This is a genomic window from Streptomyces sp. NPDC020807 (assembly GCF_040641575.1).
GTDB lineage: Bacteria > Actinomycetota > Actinomycetes > Streptomycetales > Streptomycetaceae > Streptomyces.
Map to the genome: position 1 here is coordinate 136,660 of NZ_JBFADU010000005.1, position 21,164 is coordinate 157,823.

At 73.3% G+C, this 21,164-nt stretch carries 22 protein-coding genes; 7 read left to right on the forward strand and 15 right to left on the reverse strand.

Features of this window, described 5'->3' with window-relative positions; all coding sequences use genetic code 11:
- A complete protein-coding gene (locus tag AB0G79_RS10730; protein WP_360803471.1) occupies window positions 1-324 on the reverse strand; it encodes a plasmid stabilization protein in 324 nt (107 codons plus the stop codon).
- A gap of 15 nt (window positions 325-339) precedes the next feature.
- Window positions 340-702 carry a DUF3040 domain-containing protein gene (locus AB0G79_RS10735; protein WP_360803474.1) on the reverse strand — a complete coding sequence of 121 codons (363 nt, stop codon included), beginning with the start codon at window positions 700-702 and terminating at the stop codon, window positions 340-342.
- 247 nt (window positions 703-949) lie between these two features.
- On the opposite strand from AB0G79_RS10735, the gene AB0G79_RS10740 reads away from it, so the two are divergent.
- Complete coding sequence (locus AB0G79_RS10740; RefSeq protein WP_360803477.1) at window positions 950-1,885, forward strand: SigB/SigF/SigG family RNA polymerase sigma factor; 936 nt, start codon at window positions 950-952, stop codon at window positions 1,883-1,885.
- On the opposite strand, the gene AB0G79_RS10745 is transcribed toward AB0G79_RS10740, so the two are convergent.
- From AB0G79_RS10745 to AB0G79_RS10755, 3 genes are read right to left on the reverse strand one after another with little or no spacing between them, the layout of a single operon-like run.
- The gene (locus tag AB0G79_RS10745) at window positions 1,785-2,315 is read right to left on the reverse strand and encodes an ATP-binding protein (protein WP_360803480.1); all 531 of its coding nucleotides are present in this window, start codon (window positions 2,313-2,315) and stop codon (window positions 1,785-1,787) included. The genes AB0G79_RS10740 and AB0G79_RS10745 overlap by 101 nt on opposite strands.
- Window positions 2,299-2,793, reverse strand: a complete 495-nt coding sequence (locus AB0G79_RS10750; protein WP_360803483.1) for an STAS domain-containing protein — start codon at window positions 2,791-2,793, stop codon at window positions 2,299-2,301. Before AB0G79_RS10750 ends, AB0G79_RS10745 begins: the two co-directional genes overlap by 17 nt.
- 35 nt (window positions 2,794-2,828) lie before the next feature.
- A complete protein-coding gene (locus AB0G79_RS10755; RefSeq protein ID WP_360803486.1) occupies window positions 2,829-3,224 on the reverse strand; it encodes a hypothetical protein in 396 nt (131 codons plus the stop codon).
- Between the two features lie 126 nt (window positions 3,225-3,350).
- Here AB0G79_RS10755 and AB0G79_RS10760 point away from each other — a divergent pair, with 126 nt between their 5' ends.
- From AB0G79_RS10760 to AB0G79_RS10770, 3 genes are all read left to right on the forward strand, one after another.
- Window positions 3,351-3,734 (forward strand): STAS domain-containing protein, encoded by a 384-nt coding sequence (locus AB0G79_RS10760; RefSeq protein ID WP_360803489.1) that lies wholly within the window; start codon window positions 3,351-3,353, stop codon window positions 3,732-3,734.
- A gap of 47 nt (window positions 3,735-3,781) precedes the next feature.
- Window positions 3,782-4,294 carry an ATP-binding protein gene (locus AB0G79_RS10765; RefSeq protein WP_360803492.1) on the forward strand — a complete coding sequence of 171 codons (513 nt, stop codon included), beginning with the start codon at window positions 3,782-3,784 and terminating at the stop codon, window positions 4,292-4,294.
- 104 nt (window positions 4,295-4,398) lie between these two features.
- On the forward strand, window positions 4,399-7,395 hold the full coding sequence (locus AB0G79_RS10770) for a HAMP domain-containing protein (protein WP_360803495.1): 2,997 nt from the start codon (window positions 4,399-4,401) through the stop codon (window positions 7,393-7,395).
- A gap of 44 nt (window positions 7,396-7,439) precedes the next feature.
- On the opposite strand, the gene AB0G79_RS10775 is transcribed toward AB0G79_RS10770, so the two are convergent.
- The 7 genes from AB0G79_RS10775 to AB0G79_RS10805 form a co-directional block, all read right to left on the reverse strand.
- A complete protein-coding gene (locus AB0G79_RS10775) occupies window positions 7,440-9,716 on the reverse strand; it encodes a SpoIIE family protein phosphatase (RefSeq protein WP_360803498.1) in 2,277 nt (758 codons plus the stop codon).
- Window positions 9,717-9,813: 97 nt separating this feature from the next.
- Window positions 9,814-10,215 (reverse strand): VOC family protein, encoded by a 402-nt coding sequence (locus AB0G79_RS10780; protein ID WP_360803501.1) that lies wholly within the window; start codon window positions 10,213-10,215, stop codon window positions 9,814-9,816.
- Between the two features lie 101 nt (window positions 10,216-10,316).
- Complete coding sequence (locus tag AB0G79_RS10785) at window positions 10,317-10,688, reverse strand: fic family toxin-antitoxin system, toxin component (protein ID WP_360803504.1); 372 nt, start codon at window positions 10,686-10,688, stop codon at window positions 10,317-10,319.
- A 15-nt stretch (window positions 10,689-10,703) separates the two neighbouring features.
- Window positions 10,704-10,931 (reverse strand): hypothetical protein, encoded by a 228-nt coding sequence (locus AB0G79_RS10790; RefSeq protein ID WP_360803507.1) that lies wholly within the window; start codon window positions 10,929-10,931, stop codon window positions 10,704-10,706.
- Entirely contained in the window at window positions 10,900-11,793 is an 894-nt protein-coding gene (locus AB0G79_RS10795) for a YhjD/YihY/BrkB family envelope integrity protein (protein ID WP_360803510.1), read from the reverse strand. Before AB0G79_RS10795 ends, AB0G79_RS10790 begins: the two co-directional genes overlap by 32 nt.
- Before the next feature lie 89 nt (window positions 11,794-11,882).
- A complete protein-coding gene (locus tag AB0G79_RS10800; protein WP_360803513.1) occupies window positions 11,883-12,284 on the reverse strand; it encodes an SHOCT domain-containing protein in 402 nt (133 codons plus the stop codon).
- 63 nt (window positions 12,285-12,347) lie between these two features.
- A complete protein-coding gene (locus AB0G79_RS10805; RefSeq protein ID WP_360803516.1) occupies window positions 12,348-14,420 on the reverse strand; it encodes a SpoIIE family protein phosphatase in 2,073 nt (690 codons plus the stop codon).
- Window positions 14,421-14,594: 174 nt separating this feature from the next.
- On the opposite strand from AB0G79_RS10805, the gene AB0G79_RS10810 reads away from it, so the two are divergent.
- A complete protein-coding gene (locus AB0G79_RS10810) occupies window positions 14,595-15,296 on the forward strand; it encodes a DUF5701 family protein (protein ID WP_360803519.1) in 702 nt (233 codons plus the stop codon).
- Window positions 15,297-15,406: 110 nt separating this feature from the next.
- Here the strand turns inward: AB0G79_RS10810 and AB0G79_RS10815 are convergent, their stop codons facing one another.
- Both AB0G79_RS10815 and AB0G79_RS10820 read right to left on the reverse strand, forming a co-directional pair.
- A complete protein-coding gene (locus AB0G79_RS10815; RefSeq protein ID WP_360803522.1) occupies window positions 15,407-16,297 on the reverse strand; it encodes a GNAT family N-acetyltransferase in 891 nt (296 codons plus the stop codon).
- 236 nt (window positions 16,298-16,533) lie between these two features.
- On the reverse strand, window positions 16,534-17,979 hold the full coding sequence (locus AB0G79_RS10820; RefSeq protein WP_360803525.1) for an amidase: 1,446 nt from the start codon (window positions 17,977-17,979) through the stop codon (window positions 16,534-16,536).
- Between the two features lie 164 nt (window positions 17,980-18,143).
- Between AB0G79_RS10820 and AB0G79_RS10825 the strand changes: the two genes are divergently transcribed.
- Both AB0G79_RS10825 and AB0G79_RS10830 read left to right on the forward strand, forming a co-directional pair.
- Entirely contained in the window at window positions 18,144-18,800 is a 657-nt protein-coding gene (locus tag AB0G79_RS10825; RefSeq protein WP_360803528.1) for an RNA polymerase sigma factor, read from the forward strand.
- Window positions 18,797-19,879 (forward strand): CU044_5270 family protein, encoded by a 1,083-nt coding sequence (locus tag AB0G79_RS10830; RefSeq protein ID WP_360803531.1) that lies wholly within the window; start codon window positions 18,797-18,799, stop codon window positions 19,877-19,879. Before AB0G79_RS10825 ends, AB0G79_RS10830 begins: the two co-directional genes overlap by 4 nt.
- 27 nt (window positions 19,880-19,906) lie before the next feature.
- On the opposite strand, the gene AB0G79_RS10835 is transcribed toward AB0G79_RS10830, so the two are convergent.
- Window positions 19,907-21,127 (reverse strand): saccharopine dehydrogenase C-terminal domain-containing protein, encoded by a 1,221-nt coding sequence (locus tag AB0G79_RS10835; RefSeq protein WP_360803534.1) that lies wholly within the window; start codon window positions 21,125-21,127, stop codon window positions 19,907-19,909.
- Window positions 21,128-21,164 lie beyond the last annotated feature (37 nt).

A 21,164-nucleotide genomic window follows, 5' to 3' on the forward strand; every position in this document is an offset into this window, starting at 1 on the left:
TCAGTGCCCGAGCTTCCTCTTCAGCTCGGCCTTGTTCATCTGCGAGCGGCCGTGCAGGTTCCGGCGCTGGGCCTCGGCGTACAGCTGGTCGTACGTGGGGCCCTGGGAGCCGCTGTGCGAGCGCTGTCCCCCGCGCTTCGAGGAGGACATGTCCTGCGTGGAGGACTTGCTCGCGGTCTTCGACTCGCCGGCGCGCGCCCGTTCCTTGTTCACCGTGCGGGCGGCGATCTCCTTGGCGCGCTTCGGGCTCTCGCCGCGCTGTTCCGCGCTCTCCTTGATGTGTTCGTACTGGCGTTCCCTCTTGGGGCTGGATCCGCGGGGCATGGCGGTGTTCCTCTCTCAGTCGGCGGGGTGGGATTCCGGGGGCCTCGCACGGGAGCCCGACCAGCGCCGTGACCAGCGCACGACGAGCAGCAGGAGGCCGATCAGGGTCAGGACCCAGACGGCCGCGAACGCCCAGATCAGCACGGGAGTCCCGATGGCGACCGCGAGGACGAGCAGGGCGAGGGTCGCCGCGCCGAGGGCGGCGACAGCGAGTCCGGGGAGCTTGCGCCGGAGATCGACCGCGGAGGGCGCGCCGAGCAGGGGGCCCCGCTTCATGGCGCCGAGCCGGCGCGCGAGGGGCTCGTCCTGCTCCCGGAGCTGCTCCTCGATCTCCGCCAGAACGCGTCGCTCGCGCGGGGAGAGTCGTGACTCCTCCATCGCGGCACCTCCTCGCGGTCCATGTGGCCTGGCGCGACCGACGCGCACTGCGCGGTCGCCGGTCGCATGGAGCGCATGCCCCGGGATCCGGTGTCAAACCACCCGATAGCGGGCATCCTTTTCCCAGATGCTCGACAAGCACGCACCGCACTCCGGACACACGAGCCTCCGGACGACCGACGGACCCCCCGCCGCACCCCTTCCCGGCCGTGGCGGCAGGCCCACAGCCACCGTCGAAGGACGCCCCATGTCCACCTCCACGCACCTCTCCGCCCCGCAGGGGACCGCACTGCGCCGCACGGCGCTCGGCGGGCTCCCCGAACCCGTCCACCCCACCGCCGCCTCCACCGACGACGCGCGCACCCTCTCCGTCGCGCTCCTGCGCCGGCTGCGCGAGCTCGACGAGGGCACACCGGAGTACGCGTACGTCCGCAACACCCTCGTCGAGCTGAATCTGAGCCTGGTCAAGTTCGCCGCCCGCCGGTTCAGGAACCGCGCGGAACCCACCGAGGACATCGTCCAGGTCGGCACGATCGGCCTGATCAAGGCGATCAACCGGTACGACCCCGACCGCGCGGTCGACTTCTCCGCCTTCGCCCTGCCGACGATCGTCGGTGAGATGAAGCGGTTCTTCCGTGACACCAGCTGGGCCGTACGGGTCCCGCGCCGCCTCCAGGAACTCCGCATCGAGCTGGCGAAGGCCACCGACGCCCTGGAGCAGGGCCTCGGCCGGCGGCCGACCCGGGCCGAGCTGGCCGAGCGCCTCCAGGTCTCGGAGGAGGAGGTCGCCGAGGGGCAGCTCGCCGCCCACGGTTACGCGGCGCGGTCACTCGACGCGCCCGCCGGGGACGACGACGACTCCCCCGGCGCCGCCGCCCGGCGGCTGTCGGCCTCGGAGCCCGCGTACGAACTGATCGAGTCCCTGACGGCGCTGCGGCCGCTGCTCGACGGCCTCGACGAGCGGGACCGGCGGATCCTGGAGCTCCGCTTCGGCGAGGAGCTCACGCAGACGGAGATCGGCCTCCGGGTCGGCCTGTCGCAGATGCACGTGTCGCGTCTGCTGAGCAGGATCCTCGGCGAGCTCAGGCAGGGTCTCCTGGAGGACGGTCCTCCCGGGGCCGCCGAGGGTCGCGACGCCCCTGAGGGTCGGGACGCGACCACGGAGGCCGTCCGGGGCGGCTGACCTCCAGCCACACCACCTTGCCGACGCCCCCGTTCGCCTTGCCCTCGCTCCCCCACTCCCCGGCCAGCCGGTCGAACACCATCAGGCCGTGCCCGCCGGGCAGGGCGGGCGAGCGCGTGACGCGCCGCCGGGGGTGTTCCGGGCTCGCGTCGGCCACCTCCACCCGGAGCCGTCCCGGCCGGTGGCGCAGGACCAGCTCCTCGGGGCCGCCCGCGTGCAGGCACGCGTTGGTGACGACCTCCGAGACGAGCAGCAGGACGTCCTCGACGCGCTCGCCCTCGTCCGGCGTCTCCCCGGGGATCCAGCCCCAGTCGGCGAGCGCCTCGGCGGTGAAGTCCCGGCAGCGCGAGACGACGCCCCGGGTACCGTGCAGGACGAGCCTGCGAACCTGCTCGGGACGGCTCGTCCCGTCATCAGCGCTCTCCGTCACGGGCCCCGCCGCCTCCGGATCCCCCGTGTCCGCCGTGTCCCTCGTGGCCACCCTGTTCCCCGCCTCCACCCTCGCCCCCGCTCTCGGAGAGCGCCTCGCCCATCGTCCCGTACATCCGGAACACGCGCCGGGCCCCCGTGATGTCGAACATCCTGCTCACCGGCGGGCGCAGCCCGGCGAGGTCCAGGCGGCCGCCCGCCTCCAGGCTCCGCAGCCGGGCCCGGAGCAGCGCGTTCAGGCCGGAGGAGTCGCAGAATCGCAGGCCCGAGCAGTCGACGACCGTTCTGGGCACGCCCAGGCACTTCTCGACGGCGGCGTTCAGCGGGGCCACGGTGTCCCGGTCGAGCTCACCGGTGAGCACGAGGACGTCGGTGTCGGCACCCGGCACGGGCCGGACCTCCACCGTGAACCGCTCGCGCGGGCCGTCGCCGCCCGCGTCCCCGCCCCCGTCGTCGTCCACCGGTTGCTCGTGCCGCATGGACCCACCAGCCCTCTCGCGCCGTTTGCCCCTTTTTACACCTTGTTCGTCTGGGGGACGATCCGGAAGCGGTGGAGCTCCCGCGCGTGTTCGCGCCCGTCGCCGTCGACGAAGCGGCCCGTCACCTCGTACGTTCCCAGGCTCCCGTGGCCGACGGGGAGGCGTTCGGCGGGCAGGACGAGCTCGTAGGGGCCTCCGGCGCGGAACCCGCCGAGCGCGCTCCTCGTGGTGACGACGCCCCCGTCGTATCTGCGGTTCTCCTCGAAGGTCAGTCCGTCCAGGTCCTCCATGACACGGAAGACGAGGGTCACGGAGAGCACCGCCCCCTCGGGCAGGTCGACGGGATCGTGGTCCGGGCTCTCCAGGGGCACCGCGTACGGGCTCCCGCCGTTGGCGGCCAGGGCCACATGGACCAGTTCGAAGGCGGTCATGACGGGCTCGCCTCCTCTCGCGCAGTACGGGTACCCGGACTCGCCGGACTCAAGCGCCGCCGCGCGCATGGCGCGGCGGGGGCCGGGCAGCGGCTGCCCGAGGGGAGAAGGAGAGGCGGCGCCACGATGACCGAGCCCACGGAAGTGACGAGTCCGCGTCTGGTCGTCCGGACCGGGCCGGGGGATCGTCCCGGGACCGTCGTCCTGGCCCTGCACGGGGAACTCGACCACGACACCGTGGCCCCTCTGCGGGCCGCGCTCTCGGAGCGAGGCGGGCCCGTCCGGGTCGTGGTCGACTGCTCCGGTCTGCGGTTCTGCGACTCGACCGGCCTGAACGTGCTGCTCGGCGCCCGCCTGCGGATGATGGCCGAGGGCGGACTCGTCGTCCTGGCCGGGCTCCGGCCTCCGGTGGACCGCATGTTCGAGATCACGGGGGCCCGGAGGGTCTTCCGGGTGTACGAGGACCCCGGCGCGGCACTCGGCGACGTCGACCCGCCCTTCGTGACGTGACCCGTCCGGAAACGGTTCGAACCCCGTTGAGAGGGCACCGGCGGTGTATGACCGGCAGGGACGCAGAGCGTGGGACCTCCCGCACCCGCCGCTACGAGCTGACGCGGGGCGCCGGGGTCGTACGGGAATGCCGCGACCACACCCAGAGGGCCCTCAGCGAGTGGTTCGGCGGGGCCGGAGCACCCGGACTGACCCCCGTCGAGGACGCCCTCCTCCTGGTCTCCGAAGTCGTCACCAACGCCTTCGCCCACGGGGGCGGACCGTACGAGCTGTGCCTCGACCGAGCCGAAGGCCGGCTGTGGGTGCGGGTCAGCGACGCGAGCCCGATACGGCCCCAACCGCACGGCCCGCACCGGCCGGGCCGCACGTCCGGTCACGGTCTCTACCTCCTGGAGCGGCTCGCGGCGGCCTGGGGCTGCGTGCCCCGCAAGAACGGCAAGACCGTGTGGTTCGAGGTGACGGTGCTGTCGCCCGAGGAAACCGGACCGGCCGACGAGCCCGCACCGGGCGACGGGCCCGCACCGGCCGCCGAGCGAGTGGACCGGGCCGAGCGGCGCTGAGCCCGCCGCCCGCGTCCGTCCTACAGTGGAAGGGTGGCGCGGGAGCGCCGAGGGGCGGCTCCCGCCCCGGCCCGTACCCCCGATCGCGCGGTTGCGAGGTCTTGATGGCAGAGCGCAGACCGGCCCCCTTCGACGGCTCACCGCACGCGGAGCTCGGGGAGGACGGCCTCCGGCAGTTGCTCGCCGGGCTGACGGCCGTCCGGGACGGGGACCTCTCCGCCCGGCTCCCCGATGCCGGCGGCGGCATCCTGGCCGAGATCGCGGCGGTCTACAACGACATGGTCGGACAGCTGTCGCTGGTCACCTCCGAGGTGACCCGCGTGGCCGGCGAGGTCGGCGGGCAGGGGCTGCTCGGCGGCCGGATCCGCGAGCCCAAGGCACGGGGGGTCTGGCGCGAGCTGACCTCCGGCGTGAACACGATGGCCGACAACCTGACCTCCCAGGTGCGCTCCATCGCCCAGGTGGCGACGGCCGTCGCCGGCGGCGACCTCACGCGGAAGATCAGGGTCGACGCGCGCGGCGAGATCCTGGAGCTGAAGGAGACCATCAACACGATGGTCGACCGGCTCTCCTCCTTCGCCGAGGAGGTCACCCGGGTGGCCCGCGAGGTGGGCACCGAGGGCAAGCTCGGCGGCCAGGCCACCGTCCACGGCGTCTCCGGCACGTGGAAGGACCTCACCGACAACGTGAACTCGATGGCCGACAACCTCACCAACCAGGTGCGGAACATCGCCCAGGTGACCACGGCGGTCGCCCAGGGCGACCTGACGAGCCGGATCGACGTCTCGGCCCGGGGCGAGATCCTCGAACTGAAGACGACCATCAACACGATGGTCGACCAGCTGTCGTCCTTCGCCGCCGAGGTCACCCGGGTGGCCCGGGAGGTCGGCACCGAGGGCAAGCTCGGCGGCCAGGCGGAGGTCGAGGGCGTCTCCGGCACGTGGAAGCGGCTCACGGAGAACGTCAACGAACTCGCCGGGAACCTGACCCGGCAGGTCCGCGCCATCGCCGAGGTCACGAGCGCGGTCGCCGAGGGCGACCTGACCCGCTCGATCACCGCCGACGCGCCCGGCGAGGTCGGCTACCTCCGCGACAACATCAACGCGATGGTCGAGTCGCTGCGCGCCACGACCCGGTCCAACGAGGAGCAGGACTGGCTCCAGACCAACCTGGCGCGCATCACCGGCCTCCTCCAGAGCACCCGGCGCCTCCCCGAGATCGCCGAGCTGATCATGGCCGAGATCCCGCCCCTGGTCGGCGCCCAGTACGGCGCCTTCTTCCTGGCCTCCGACGACGAGCACGGCGTCGAACTCGTCATGACCGCCGCCTACGGCTCCCCCGACGCCCCGGACGCCGAACCGCGCCGCTTCCGCCTCGGCCAGTCGCTCGTCGGCCAGGCCGCGCGCGACCGGCGCGCCCTCGTCATCGAGCACGTGCCCGCCGGGTACGCGACGGTCGCCTCCGGGGTCGGCTCGGGAGAGCCCGGCACGCTGATCATCCTGCCGATCGTCGTGGAGGAACAGGTCCTCGGCGCGGTCGAGTTCGCCTCGCTCCACCCCTTCACCCCGCTGCGACGCGAGTTCCTCGACCGCTTCGTCGTGACCGCGGGCGCCGTCCTCAGCTCCCTGGTCGCCAACCTCCGAACGGACGAACTCCTGGGCCAGTACCGGAAACTGGCCGACGAGCTGCGTTCGCGGTCGAAGGAGCTGCAGATCCGGCAACAGGAACTGCAGAGCTCCAACGCCGAGTTGCAGGAGCAGGCGGCGCTGCTCGCCCAGCGGAACAAGGACATCGAGTCCAAGAACCTGGTCATCGAGCAGGCCCGGCAGGAGCTGGAGGCGCGGGCCCAGCAGCTGGCCCGGAACTCGATGTACAAGTCCGAGTTCCTCGCCAACATGAGCCACGAGCTGCGCACGCCGCTCAACAGCCTGCTCATCCTGGCGCGGCTGCTCGCGCAGAACCCGCAGGGGAACCTGACGGCCAAGCAGATCGACTACGCGGAGGTCATCCACTCGGCCGGGTCGGACCTGCTGCGGCTGATCAACGACATCCTCGACCTGTCGAAGGTCGAGGCCGGGAAGATGGACATCCGGCACGAGCCGTTCCCGCTGCGCCTGCTCATGGAGTACCTGGAGGCGACCTTCGCGCCCGTCGCCGACGAACGGCAGCTGGAGTTCACCGTCTCGCTCGCGGACGACGTGCCGGAGGAGCTCAACAGCGACGAGGCGCGGGTCCGCCAGATCCTGCGCAACCTCCTCTCCAACGCCCTGAAGTTCACCGACTCCGGCCGGGTGAGCCTCGACGTCGAGCGGGCGGACGCGGCGCGGACGCCGGCCGGTCTGCGCGACGGCGGGCCCGTGCTCGCCTTCCGGGTGACGGACACCGGCGTCGGCATCCCGCCCGAGCAGCTGCGCCTCGTCTTCGAAGCCTTCCAGCAGGGTGACGGGACCTCGGCGCGGCGGTACGGCGGCACCGGCCTCGGTCTCTCCATCAGCCGGGAGGTGGCCGCGCTGCTCGGTGGCGTCATCGAGGCCGAGAGCACGCCGGGCGAGGGCAGCGCCTTCACCTTCTACCTGCCCGTCCACCGGCCGCTCGCCGAGGCGCCCACGGGCGGCGCCCTCGCCGTCGGCACCCGTCCCTTCTCCCGCGCGCAGGGCGACCACGGACGCGGACGGTCTCATGGAGACGCCCTCGGATCGCTCGACGCCGGCGGCGCGGGCACGGGCCTGGACGGCGCGACCGTCCTGGTGGTCGACGACGACTCACGCAACGTCTTCGCCCTCACCGAGGTCCTCGAGGACCAGGGGCTTCGCGTCCTGACGGCCGACAGCGGCCTCGCCGGGCTCGACCTGCTCGCCACGCACGACGAGGTCCGGCTCGTCCTCATGGACGTCATGATGGGCGGCATGGACGGATACACCGCCATCAAGGCCATCCGGAAGCTGCCGGGGCGCGGATCCCTGCCCGTCATCGTGGTCACCGCGAAGGCCATGCCGGACGACCGGGGCGACGCGCTCCGCGCGGGCGCGGACGACTACGTCTCGAAGCCGGTCGACGAGGAGGAGCTCACGGCGAAGATCCGGTCCTGGCTGACGACCTGACGACCTGGCGACCCGGCGGGCGGTGGTACGGGGGCCGGGGCGGGTCACCCCACCCGTACCGCGACGAGGCTCGTGTCGTCGTCCGTGTCTCCCGTGGCCGTCGCCAGCAGCTCGTCCACGAGTCGTTCCGGCGCCCGGTCCGCGAGCCGCTCCACCTCGGCGGCGAACCGGTCGAGGCCCTCGTCGAGTCCGGCGTGGCGGCGCTCGACCAGCCCGTCCGTGTAGAGCAGGAGCGTGTCCCCGGGGCGCAGCCCCATCCGCTGCTCCCGGTAGGCGAAGCCGGGCACCGCGCCCAGGAGGACGTCCTGCGGCGGGTCGAGGAGCCGCGCGCGGCCGTCGCGCAGCAGCATCATGGGCAGGTGTCCTGCGCTCGTCCACAGCAGGCCGTGGTCCTCGGGGTCGTACAGCGCGCAGACCGCCGTGGCCGTCGTGCCGCCGCCGGTCCGCAGGGTCACCTCGTTGAGCCAGCCCATGAGGCGGCGGGGCGGCTCGCCGGTGAAGGCCAGGGCCCGCTGGGCGTTGCGGAGCGCGACCATGCCGGTGACGGAGTCGATGCCGTGGCCGGCGATGTCGCCGACGGCGACGAGGATCTTGCCGCTGGGCAGGGCGAGCACGTCGTACCAGTCGCCGCCGACGCGGTACTCCTCCGTCGCCGGCCGGTAGCGGACGGCGACCGTGAGGTCCCCGGGGAGTTCGAGGAACCCGGGGACCTCGGGCACGATCGCCCGCTGGAGCTGGAGGGCGAGCTGATGGCGGGTCTCGGCCTGGTGGTGCAGGGCGGTGAGGTGGTCGAAGGTCGCCGTGAGGACGGCCTCGGTACGCCGGCTGTCGGAGACGTCCTGGTAGACGCCGGCGATCCCGGTGACCGTCTCGCCGGTCATGAGGGGCTCGGCCGCCACGCGCACGTGCCGGACGGCCCCGCCGGGGACGGTGATCCGCAGGACGGTCTGGGCGCCCGCCCTCCGCACGGTGAGCGTGCTCAGGAGTTCGGTGAAGGCCTCGCGGTCGTCGGGGTGCACGCGCCCGCGCAGGCCGAGGAGGGGTACGGGCGGCTGGTCGCGCTCCACACCGAGGACGCCGTACGCCTGCTCCGACCAGAAGGTGTCGCCGCCGGACAGGCTGTCCTGGAACATCGCCACGCTCTGGAGCCGGTCGGCGGCCCGGGCGGCGGCGAGGCCGGGCTCGGTGGCGGTGTGCCAGAGCACGACCGCGCGGTCGTCGCCGGCCGCGAGCACCCGCACGTCGAGCAGCGGGGCGGGGGCGCCCTCCCGGGCGACGGCGGGGAGCCGCGCCGCGCGCTGGGCGCGGGCGGTGGCGGCGGCCCGCCGGGTCATGCGCGCGAGGTCGGTGTGGACGAGGGGGAAGAGCCGCAGGAGCGAGGGGCCCTCCTCGTGGAACCGGCTGCCGAGCTCGGCGACGGCCTCGTCGTTGAGGTGCTCCACGGCCGGTTCCCCGGCCGCTCCGCGGGTGCGGAGCAGCATGGCCGGGTGGGCGAGCGCGTCGAGGACGTCGACGAGGACGGGTGCGGCGGGCCGCGCGGGGTCGTCGACGTCGAGGACGGTGCTCGCGACCTCCAGGAGGCCGACGAGGGCCCGTCGGACGGAGGCGTCCAGGGTCCTCGGGCGCGGCCAGCCGACGAGGGCGAGGCCGACGGGCTTGCCGCGCCGGAGCAGCGGCAGCAGGGCGCGGGCGGCGCGCGGGGTCGGCCCGGGGAGCGGCTCGTCGACGGCCGGGCCGTTCTCCAGCCAGACAGGCGTGTCGCCGGCGAGCGCCGAGCGGAGGGGTTCGGGGGTGGCGGGCGGGATCCACTGCCACGCGGCGGCCTCGGCGGCCCCCACGCCGGCGTGCCCGGCGAGGACGAGGCTGCCGTGGTCGGCGCGCCGCCAGAGCCAGAGGCTGTCCGCGCCGAAGGGGGCGAGTCCGCCGCGCAGCAGGGTCCGCGCCGCCTCGTGACCCGGGGAGCCGGCCTCCGCCTCAGCGGCGGTGCGGCGGGCGAGCCGCTGTTCGACCGGATGGGGGACGGAGCGGACGGCGTCGCTCACGGGGAGGGCGCCGTCTCCGTCGGCGACGCCGTTGACGACGTCCGCGGCGAGGTCGCCCACGGTCAGGCCGGTCGCGTGGGCGAGGGCGGTGAGGTGGTCGGCGGCGTCGGCGGGGGAGAGCCGCATCTGGGCGGCGAGGACGCCGGCGGCGAGGTCGAGCAGGTGGCGGTGGGCCAGCCGGTCGCGCAGCCAGCGGTTCTCGGCGATCAGCGCGGCGAATCCGGGATCGACGAGGGCACCGTACGGCGACGGCTCTGCGGGCCCCGCGGAACCGGTCACGACGACCTCCGTTCCGCCCCCGAGTGGGCGTCCGGGCACAGGTTCGTGTCCGCTCCGATTTTACTCGCGGCGGGCGGCTCGGCCTTCTCTACGGGGCCTACTCCGGTGCGGGCGGCTGCGTGGCGATCTGGATGAGGTTGCCGCAGGTGTCGTCGAAGACGGCGGTCGTGACCGGGCCCATGTCCGTCGGCTCCTGGGTGAAGACGACGCCGAGGCCGCGCAGCCGCTCGTACTCCGCGCGCACGTCGGCGACGGCGAACTGGGCGAGCGGGATGCCGTCGCCGACGAGCCTGTCGCGGTACGGCTTGACGGCCGGGTGTCCGGAAGGCTCCAGGAGGAGTTCGGTGCCGCCGGGCTCCTCGGGCGAGACGACGGTCAGCCAGCGGGCGTCGGGGCCGAGGGGGACGTCGTACTTCTTCACGAAGCCGAGGATCTCGGTGTAGAAGCGCAGGGCCTTGGCCTGGTCGTCGACGAAGACGCTGGTCAGGTGGATCTTCACGGGGTGCTCTCCTCAAGTCCGGGAACTCCGGTACTTGTATCAAGCGGCGCTGACAATCCCGCGGACCCGGGACCGCGCGCCGGTCGGCGGGTCCGCTCCCGTCAGCGGGTCCACTCCTTGAGGACGGCGGCGGTCTGCCGGACGTCGACGAGCCCCTCGGCGACCCGCTCGACGAGCTCGATCGCCTCCTCGGCCGTCGCGCTGACGGGCAGCCCGCAGGCGTGGAGGTAGGCGGCGGCGACGACCACGCCGTACAGCTCGTTGGAGTGTTCCAGGGCGGGTACGCGGATGAACTGCTCCAGGAGCGCGGCGGCACGGTGGTGCGGCTGCTCGTACACGGGGACGTCCATCACCCGGAAGGCGTGGCGGGCGCGGGCGGCTTCGAGCGCGCCCCAGTCCGAGATCTCCGGGTCGCCGGGGATCTCCTGCTGGGCGGTGTCGAGCAGCCAGGAGAGGTCGATCTGCAGTATCACGCGGTCCGCCGGCCCTCAGGCGGCGTCGGTACGGGACTTGGCGGGACGTCCGAAGCGTTCCGCGAAGGCCTTGCCGTGCTGGTCGACGAAGACGCGGGCGCCTTCGAGGAACCGCGCGCGGGTCAGGTCGGCGTCCAGGACGCGGCCCGCGTAGTCCTCGGCGGGCACGTGCTTCTCCGCGGCGACGCGCTCCAGGGCCTCGTACGCCTCGTCACTGATCTCGATCCGGATCTCCCGTGCCATGCAACCAAGGTAGCGGTCCGGTGGAGGGTGCGACAGGGGCCGTGCCGACGTACCGGTTCAACGGCGGTTCCTCGGCCAGGACGGCTCCGATGGTCACCGCGAAGGTGACGGCGCCGCAGACGACGATGAGCCAGGACAGCATGACGAGGACGACGCCGAAGGGTCCGTACTCGTCGATGGCGTGGTCCAGGGCGGCCGGCATGTAGACGCGGGCCGTGAGGCCGAGGACGGTCGTGGCGACGGCCGCGAGGAGCGCGCCGGGGAGCAGGGCCCGCCAGGCCACGCGCTTGGCGAGGAGCAGGTGCTGGGTCCAGAGCCAGACGCCGGTGGCGACGACGAAGAGGAGGACCGAGCCGACCAGGATCCCGGCACCGAAGCCGTCGCGGATGGGGCCCTGGAAGACGATCACGAGGAGGAGGAAGAGCAGCCAGACGACCCAGCGCCAGGCGGCGATGCGGGTGCCGGCCTTGGGGAGCCGCCAGGCGCGTTCGCAGACCCGGGCCATGGCGCGGCTGAAGCTGGTCGCGGAGACGAGCGCCACGATTGCGCCGACCGCGCCGGTGGTCTCCCGCAGGCCGGTGCCGGCCGTCCCGTAGAGGACGTCGTGGAGCTGCTGGTCGGAGGCGCCGCTGAGGCCGAACATCGCGCGCAGGGACTCGGCGAGCTGGTCGCGCAGGCCGTGCGGGGCGAAGGCGGCGAAGGCGAAGAGGAGCGGGACGGCGGCCAGGAAGGCCTGGGCGGCGAGCCTGGTCCCCGCGTCGAGGAGGTTGGCGGACAGGAGACGGCTCGTGAGCTCGGTCAGGACGGGGAGTCGTTGCTCGGCACCCGTGCGCAGGGCTTCGAGCCGCGGCTTCCATTCCAATGCCGTCTCCTGTCTCGACGTGCGTGTCGGCCGGTCTCGCGTCCCCTGCCAGTCGTCGCGCGTCCCTTGGCGGTCGGTCGCGCGTCCCGTCAGGCGAGGATCTTCGCCTTCGCCTTCTGGAACTCCTCCTCGGTGAGCGCGCCCCTCTCCTTCAGGCCGACGAGCCGCGTGAGTTCGTCACCGGCGGAGCCGGTCCCGCCGGCGCCCGGTCCCGCGGTCTCGCGGATGTAGTCCTGGAAGGCGGCCTCGGCGTCCCTGGCGCGTGCGGTCTCCCGCTGGGTCATGCCGGTGCCGCGCGCGATGACGTAGATGAGGACGCCGATGAACGGGAGGACCAGGCAGAGGATCAGCCAGCCCGCCTTGCCCCAGCCGCTGAGCTCGTCGTCGCGGAAGATGTCCGTGATGATCTTGAAGAGCAGGAACAGCCACATGATCCAGAGGAAGAACCAGAGCATGGTCCAGAACAGGTCGAGCAGCGGATAGTCATCCATCGTCATCTCCATCCCCAATGGATCTCTATGATCCATTTCCGGAAGTATGTACGTATCGTCATGTCACGGCGACTCGGCGACGGCCGTCGCGCCCGGCCGGCCCGCCCGGAAGGCGATGAGCGCGGTGTCGTCGCGGTGGTCGGAGAGCGCCTGGAGGGCGTCGAGGAGCTCGGGGAGCGGCGCGCCCCGCAGCCGGGCGGCCTCGGCGGCGAGCCGACGCTGGCCTGCCGAGATCGACGCGTTCGGCGTCTCGACGAGGCCGTCCGTGTACAGCAGGAGGGTGTCCCCCGCCGCGATGAGGCGGGTGTGACTCGCGCGGGGACCCCGGGGGTCGACACAGAGCGGGAGGTCCTCGCCCTCGCCCTCCCCCACGAGGAAGCACGGCCCGCCGCCGGCCGGGATCAACAGGGGCGGCGGATGGCCCGCGTTGGACCAGGTCAGCCGCCAGCCCCCGGGCTCCTCCGGAAGCCGGCTCAGCCGCGCCAGGACCGCCGTGGCGAACGGCGCCGTCCCGAGGCCGTCGGACACCTCGTCGAAGCGGGTGAGCACCTCCCCCGGCGTGGCGCCCGCACCGTGGCCGTAGGCGAGCGCCCGGAGCATGTTGCGCATCTGGGTCATCGCGGTGGCGGCCGCGAGGTCGTGGCCGACGACGTCGCCGACGTCGAGGACGAGGGTGCCGTCGGGCAGCGTGAAGGCGTCGTACCAGTCCCCGCCGATCTCGTTCGCCGGACTGGCCGGCTGGTACGAGGCCGCCAGGCTCGCCCCCTCGACGGCGGGCGGACTGGTGAGCTGGGCGCGCTGGAGCGCGAGGGCGGTGCCGCGGGCGCGCTGGTGGTCGAGGACCCTGCGGATCGGCTCCACGGCGTGGTGGAGCACCTCGCGCAGGAGGTCGGTCTCGGCGGCGCCGAGGGCGGGCGAGTCGCCGTTGGTGCTGATCGCGGCGTAGCCGAGGACGGTGTCGTCGACGACGAGCGGGACGAGCGTCAGGCTCGTCGCCCCCGAGACGGTCAGCCAGCGCTCGGTGACGGTGGGGACGAGGTCCGCGGGAAGGGGCGTGCCCCGGGAGATGTCGAAGGTGCGCGGGAGACGGCTCGTCAGGACCTCGCGGACCGTGCCGCTGACGCCGACGCTCTGGCCGCGCAGGGCGGGCGGTGCGTGCAGGCCGGGACGGGTGGCGGAGGCGACCCGGCGGGCGGTCACGCGGGCGTGCGCGGGGAGCGGCCACTCGTCGTGGGAGAGGAGCAGGATCAGGCAGGCGTCGGCCAGTTCGGGCACGACCACCTTCACCACCTCGCGGAAGGCCTCCTCCAGGCTCGCGCCGGTCGCCGCCGCGACCTGGGCGAGGAGCCGTTCGCGCAGCTGGGCCCGCCAGGTGTCCTCGATGTCCACGGTGGCGGCGATCCGCTCGGCGACCCGGCCCTCCCGGACGACGGGGACGCTGCGGGTCGACAGGTGACGGTAGGAGCCGTCGGCCGTACGGAGGCGGAAGACGCACTCGAAGACGCCGCGTCCCGGACCGACGCCCGCGCCGGGCTCCCCCGAGGCCCGCCGCCAGCCCGATCTGAGGCTCTCCCGGTCGCGCGGATGGACGTGCGCGAAGAAGCCGTCGTCGGCGCGCGGGTGCCACGGGACGCCGGTGAGCTCCTTCCAGCCGGGGACGATCTCCTCGAAGGTCCCGTCGGCGTGCATGACCCACACCATCACCGACACGGCGGAGACCAGGGCCTGGTAGCGCTGGAGTGCGAAGGTCTCGGCGGTGGTGTCCATCGCGAGGACCAGCGTGCCGGGGCCCTCGGCGGTCTCGACGGGGGTGCAGGAGTAGACGAAGTACCGGGCCTGGGAGAGCGCTCCGGGGTCGGTCTCGCGGGCGCCGACGACCTGGCGGGCGCGGCCCGTCCTCCACACCTCGTCCAGGACCGAGAGGAACCGGCCGCCGTCGGGGTCGGGGAACGCGTCCTTCGCCGGAAGGCCGAGGCGCCGGGGGCCGAACATGCCGGTGAACGCCGCGTTGGTGTAGAGCAGGCGGCCTTCGCGGCCCGCGAGCACGGCGACGGCGGCCACGCTGGCGTCGAAGACCGCCGGGTCCAGGGGCGGCGGCGGATCCGGGGGCGGCGCGGGCGGCACGGGGTCCTTCACTCACCGGCCTCCTGGTGTCCTCCTGGTCCGTGGCTCCAGCCTCCCGCCGGGGCGTCGGCGCGGCGAGACGGGTCGAACCAATCGGGTGAGAAAGGACCGGCGGGACGGGAACATTCTCGCGAGCCGCCCCGTTGTGATCATGTCCACCACCCGTGCCACGCACCGAGGAGCGTCTTGCCCGAGCTGACCGACACCGCGTCCATCACCCCCGTTCCGCCGCTGCCGCCGCTCGCCGCCCAGGCGGAGCGCCTGATCGAGCTCGGAGTCCACGAGATCGCCGGCATCACCGCCGAAGCGGTGCGGGCCTTCGCGGCGGAGGCCACCGACACCGGCGAGGACGCGCTGCTCGCCGTGCACCCCGACCGGGCCCCGGCCTCGGCCCTCGCACCGCTGCTCAACCGCGACGGCAAGCCCGGCTTCGTCGTCGTCGACATGGCCGACGTGGACGCGTTCGTCCCGCAGGACATCGAGCTGCCCGACTCCCCGCTGTACCTGGTCACGGGCGTCGACCGGGGCGACCGGATGGCGAACTGGAGCCCGGAGGAGGCGCTGCCCGTCCTGGCGGAGGAGAAGCGCACGCCGCTGGTGCTCACCGAGGGCATCCACTGGATCCTCCAGCGTCCGGAGGCCCTCGCCCGCAACCACTGCTTCATGACGATCGGTTCACGGCTCCGCAAGGCCAACGGCACGCTGGACACCCGCACCCCGGCCATCTGGATCAGCAACGGCACGGGCCGCGACGGCCGCGAGCGGCGCAACGCGCCGAAGGTCGGCTGGTGCTGGTGGGGCAACCGGCACACCTGGCTGGGCTTCGGCTCGGCGACGGGCCGAGAGGGCTGGGGCCTGACCGGCGGGTCAGGGTCGAACACCCCCTAGGACCGGGCGATCCCGGTGGGCGCTGCCGTGGGGGCAGCGCCCGCCGGGGACACGCGACGTCAGTCCGTCACGCCTCTCGGTCCGTCACGCCTCTCGGTCCGTCACGCCCGTCAGCTCGTCGGACGGAAGTTCAGGCGCTCGCTGGTGACGGGGAAGCCTGCCTTGGCGAAGTTCGCGGCCATGGGGACGTTTCCCCGGTCGGTGGCCGCGCTGACGAACTCCGCGCCCTGCTCGACGAGATGGTGTGTGCACTCGACGAGCAGGTCGTAGGCGTAGCCGTGGCCGCGCTGCTCCGGCACGACGCCGATGAAGGCGATCGTCGGGCCGGAGGGGTTGTGGGCCGGGATGTGGATCCCGGCCAGCTCGCCCTCCGGCGTGTGCGCGACCTGCCACCACTCGCGTGGCGACGGGCACCAGTGGAAGAAGTCGAGCTCCTCCTGCGCGGCCCGGTCGAGGCCGCCCTCCGCGACGGCGAGGAGGGCGTGGGCGTCGAGCGTGGCGGAGTGGATGCGGCGCAGCGCGTCGAAGAACACGGCGTCGTCCGGCTCCGGGCGGAAGCGCAGGCGTCCGGGCCGCTCGGGCAGGCCGCACCGCGGGGTCCAGCGGTACAGGAACCGTTCCACCAGGGGCTCGTACCCGGCGGTTCGGGCGGCGGTGAAGCGTGCCTCCACCGCGGCGCGCAGGGCTTCGTCCTCCTGCCAGCCGCCGGGGACGTTGATTTCGAGCTCGACGTGCCAGGGCGCGGAGCGCAGGAGCTCGGCTCCTGCCTCCTCCTCGCCCTCGGCGACGTCGAACCAGTTGATGTTGACGGGCTCCGTGTCGTCGGGGCCGCCCCACCAGGCTCCGCGTGCGACGACCTCGCCGTCGCGCAGGGCGACGCGCTTCCACTCGTCGCGGTACCGGGTGCGCCGGTGGTTCTCGCGGGCGCCCAGGGGGTCGGGGTGCGCGTCGAAGAGAGCGGCGTCGTTCGCGGAAAGCGTGCGGATGACCAGATCGGTCATGGAATTCCTCCGGGATGCATGCTGCTTGGAGCGCTCCCGGTCAGAACGGACGCATCACGCCGGGGAACGGAAAGAGGGAGCGCTCAGGGATGTGAACTGCACGGCACTCGCCTCCTTCCGTGTCTCAGGGCGTCGACTCGGACAGTACTCGACGTCACTCAGGCCCGTCCATCGATTTCCTTCCCCTCGCGGAGCAGGGTGGTGACCTCGGTGACGCCCGCCCGGCGGGGGTCCTGTCACACGTCCTGGATGCGCCGGAACGGACGGTCGGACTCCAGACCGAAGGCGATGTCGAGCAGCGTCCGTTCACTCCCCGGCCGTCCCGAGAACATGACGCCGATCGGCATGCCCTCCTCGGTGGCGGTCGCGGAGGGCAGCGAGATCGACGGTGTTCCGACGACGTTGTCGACGGGCGTGAAGGCGACGTACGCGAGGATCCGCTCGACCAGGGTCCGGTAGGGAACGGCCGGATTGAGGTGGCCGATCGGCGGCGCGGGGTGGGCGAGCACCGGCGAGAGGAGGAGGTCGAGACCGCGGAAGGCCGCCGCGTACGCCTCCTTGGTCCGCTTCAGGCGCCGCAGCACGCCCGGGGTGCGGTGCCAGTTCCGTACGTACTCCTCGCGCAGCCCCCGGCTGAGTCCGTCCATCCGGCGGCGGTCGAAGTCCTGGCCGAGGCCGCGGCCGGTGACGCCGATGAGGAACGAGAGCATGCCCCAGTAGGTGAGGAAGTCGCCGGTGAACCGGGGGTCGATGGCGATCTCGACCGGCTCGACGGTGTGGCCGAGGTGTTCGAGGCGGGCCACGGTCTCCATGACGGCCGCCTGGGTGGCACTGTCGGAGGGCACGCCGCTCGGCGAGTCGCACAGGAAGCCGATGCGCAGGCGGCGGTCGGACGGCCCCTCGACCAGGCCGACGGGCGGGAGCCCGGGGTTCCGCCAGTGCCGCTCGGCGGCGGCGAGGAAGGTGGCCGTGTCGCGCACGGAGCGGCTGACGATGCCGTCGGCGACCAGGTCCAGGGGCAGTTGGCGGCTCTGCGCGTTCGCCACGACCCTGCCGCGGGTCGGCTTGAGGCCGACGAGTCCGCAGCAGGCGGCGGGTATCCGTATGGAGCCGCCGCCGTCGTTGGCGTGCGCGACGGGTACGGCCCCGGCGGCGACGAGCGCGGCGGCGCCGCCGGAGGAGCCGCCCGCCGAGTACCCCGTGTTCCAGGGGTTGCGGACGGGCTCGGCGCCCTCGTACTCGGTGGTCGGGCTGAATCCGAACTCGGGCAGCCGCGTCTTGCCGAGCACGGTGACGCCGGTGCTGGCGAACTGCCGGGTGAAGGGCGCGTGTTTGCGCGCGGGCGCGGGGACGAAGGCCGCGCTGCCGTGGCCGGTGGGAAGTCCGGCGAAGTCGGTGTTGTCCTTGACGAAGGTCGGCACTCCGGCGAGGAGCCCGCTGTCCGCCGTCACGGGCGCGGGGGTGGGCGGGTCGGCGTGGACCTGGACCGCGTGCAGGTGCTTCTCGACGATCCGCACCCGCTCGGCCGCGGCGCGCGCCGCCTCGACCGTGCCGACCTCGCCGCGCCGGATGGCGGCGGCCAGGCCGACGGCGTCGTGCTCCCCCAGCGCGTCGTCCCGGAAGGCGTGCACCCTGGTCGGTTCCCCGGTCCGCGCGCCGGTCTGTTCCTCGAAAGTCGACATCGCTGTCTCAGCCCCCGGCCGTGTGTGGATTCCTGGTCGCCCCCATCATGGTCTACCCGCAAGTAACAGGCGAGGGTTCGACGCTCCCGGGGCCGGCGGGACCCGTGATGTGTCCTGCGTCACGTTCCGGGAACCGGTTCGAGGCGGTCGGACAGTCCGGTGATATGGAGATGAGTGTGCGAGCCCGAATACGAGCGGGGGACCCGGACGCGTTCGGGTCCCTCTTCGACGACTACGCCCGGGCGGTCCACCACCACGCCTTCCGGCTGACCGGCGACTGGTCGACGGCCGAGGACGTGCTGTCGTTGACCTTCCTGGAGGCCTGGCGGCTGCGCGGGTCGGTGGACGCCGAGGGCGGTTCCCTGCGGCCGTGGCTGCTCGGCATAGCGACCAACGTCGTGCGGAACACCCGCCGTGCCGCCCGGCGGCACGAGGCCGCGATGAACCGGCTGCCCCGCGAGGAGGCGTTGCCCGACTTCGCCGACGAGCTGGTGGGACGGATCGACGACGCCGAACGGGTCGCGGCCGTGCAGGCCGCGCTCGCGCGGCTGCGCCGCCCTGAGCGCGAGGTGGTCGCCCTCTGCGTGTGGTCCGGCCTCGACTACGCGGCGGCGGCCGAGGCGCTGGGCATCCCGGTGGGAACCGTCCGTTCCCGCCTCTCGCGCGCCCGCAAGAAGCTCGCCGCGTACGCCCCGCGCGCCGCGCACGCCCCCGCCGCACCGGCCGCCGCCCTCGAGGCGGGGAACCCGGCGGCGGGTCACGGACAGACAGATGGTGACCGCAACCGCGCGGTCCGGCCCCTCCAGGAGGAAGCGCGATGAGCACCACCCCGTCCCGTCCCACCCCGACCGAGCACGAGGAACTGGCCCGGCTGCTGCCGACGCCCCCCGAGCGCGAGCTGTCCCCCCGTCACCAGCAGCTCCTCAAGGCCCAACTGCTGCGCGAGTTCCGGCAGGACACCGCGCCCGCGGCCGCGGCGAAGCCCCGCTTCGGCGTCCGCCGCCTGTCGATCGCCGCCGTGCCGCTCGCGGCCGGCGCCCTGGCCGTGACCCTGGCGACGAACGGCGCCTTCGACGGCGGCGAGCGGCCCGGCACCGAACCCCGCGCCGCCACCGTGCCCGGGCAGCCGGGCAAGGCCACGACCGTGACCCCGGCGGCGGTCCTCCTCGACCGCATCGCCACCGTCGCCGCCGCCCGTCCCGCGCCCGCCGTCCGCGACGACCAGTTCGTGTACGTCTCCAGCACGGTCGCCTGGTCGAGCCAGAGCTCCGACGACCCCACGTTCCGTCTGGACACTCCGCACAGCCGCAAGATCTGGCTCTCCGTCGACGGTTCGCAGCCGGGCCTGCTCCACGAGCGGGGCAAGGCCGTTCCGCTGGCGGGCGAGGTCGACAAGGGCGGCCGCCCCGTCAACCCCGTCGGCAACCCCCACCCCACGCTGAACAGCCCGACGTACCGCTACCTGGAGTCGCTCCCGACCGACCCGGACGCCCTCCTCAAGAGGATCTACGACGAGACCAGGGGCATGGGCAACGGCCCGGACCAGCAGGCCTTCGTCACGATCGGCGACCTGCTCCGCGAGCAGATCGCGCCTCCGAAGGTGTCCGCAGCCCTGTACAAGGCGGCGGCGAAGATCCCCGGCGTCACGGTCGTCGAGGACTCCGTCGACGCCGCGGGCCGGCACGGCGTGGCCGTCGCCCGCGTCCACGCCGGCGAGCGCACCGAGTGGATCTTCGACAAGAAGAGCCTGGAGTTCCTCGGCGAGCGCGGCGTGATGGTCGAGAACACGGCGTGGGCCAAGAAGGGCCAGGTCACCGCCACGACCGCCGTCCTCGGACGGGGCATCGCGGACGAGGCGGGCGAGGCCCCGGGCGGTACGAAGGGCCGGGCGAAGGCCTGACCGGAGGCCTGACCGGAGACCGTCCCCTCACTGCTCGCGCAGGCCCCACGGGGAGCCGTACGCGGTGAGCAGGTCGAGGAACGGGCCCGGGGCGAAGGCCTCGGGCCCGAGGACGCCCGCGCCGGACCAGGTGCCGGCGGCCATGAGCTCCAGGGCCACGACGGGGTTGACGGCGGTCTGCCACACGACGGCCTGACAGCCGTACTCGCGCATCGACCACTCGTTGTCGACCACGTGGTAGAGGTACACCTCGCGCGGTTCGCCGTCCTTGACGCCCTTGACCCAGGTGCCCGCGCAGGTCTTGCCGGTCATCCGGTCGCCGAGGGTCGCCGGGTCCGGGAGGACGGCCGCGACGACGTCGCGCGGCGAGACCCGGGCCGGGCCGAGGTCCGTGGCGACGGTGACGGGCGCGGTGCTGTCGAGGCCGAGCGCGTGGAGCGTCTTCAGCTTGCCGATGAAGTCCTCGCCGAGGCCGTACTTGAAGGTGACGCGCCGGGCGTCGACCCAGCGGGGCACCAGGAGGACCTCCTCGTGCTCGACGTTCACGCACTCGACCGGGCCGATGCCCTCGGGGAAGTCGAAGACCTCCGGCTCGCTGAACGGCTCGGTGGTGAACCAGCCGCGCCCGGCCTCGTACACGACCGGCGGGTTGAGGCACTCCTCGACGGTCGTCCAGATGTTGAAGGACGGGGCGAAGTCGTAGCCCTCGACGGTGAGGTTGGCGCCGTCGCGGATGCCGATCTCGTCGATCTCGTCGAAGAGCGCGTCGGCGGCGTGGCGGGCGAAGACGTCGGAGAGGCCGGGCTCGACGCCCATGCCGACCAGGGCGAGCCTGCCGGCCTTCTCCCAGGCCTCGGCCCGCTCGAACTGGGCGTCGCCCAGCTTGACGCCGCACTCCTCGTACGGGCGCTCGGGGTGCGGCTTCGACAGCGACATGGCCATGTCGAGGTAGTGCGCGCCGGCCTCGGCGGCGGCCTCGAAGAGCGGCAGCACGAAGCGCGGGTCGGTGGCGTTGAGGAGGACGTCGCACCGCTCCTCCGTGAGGAGCGCGGCGACCGCCGACGCGTCGGAGGCGTCCGTGCGCCGGGCGCTGAACCGGGCGCCGTCCGCACCGAGGGCGGCGACGGCCGCCTCGGCGCGGGCGAGGTCGTAGTCGGCGACGACCATGTGGTCGAAGAAGCTGCGGCGGGCGGCGATCCGGGTGATGGCGGTGCCCACACCGCCGGCGCCGACGAGCAGAACGCGCATGAGGAATCTCCCTCTCCAGGGCTGTGACCTGTTGGTT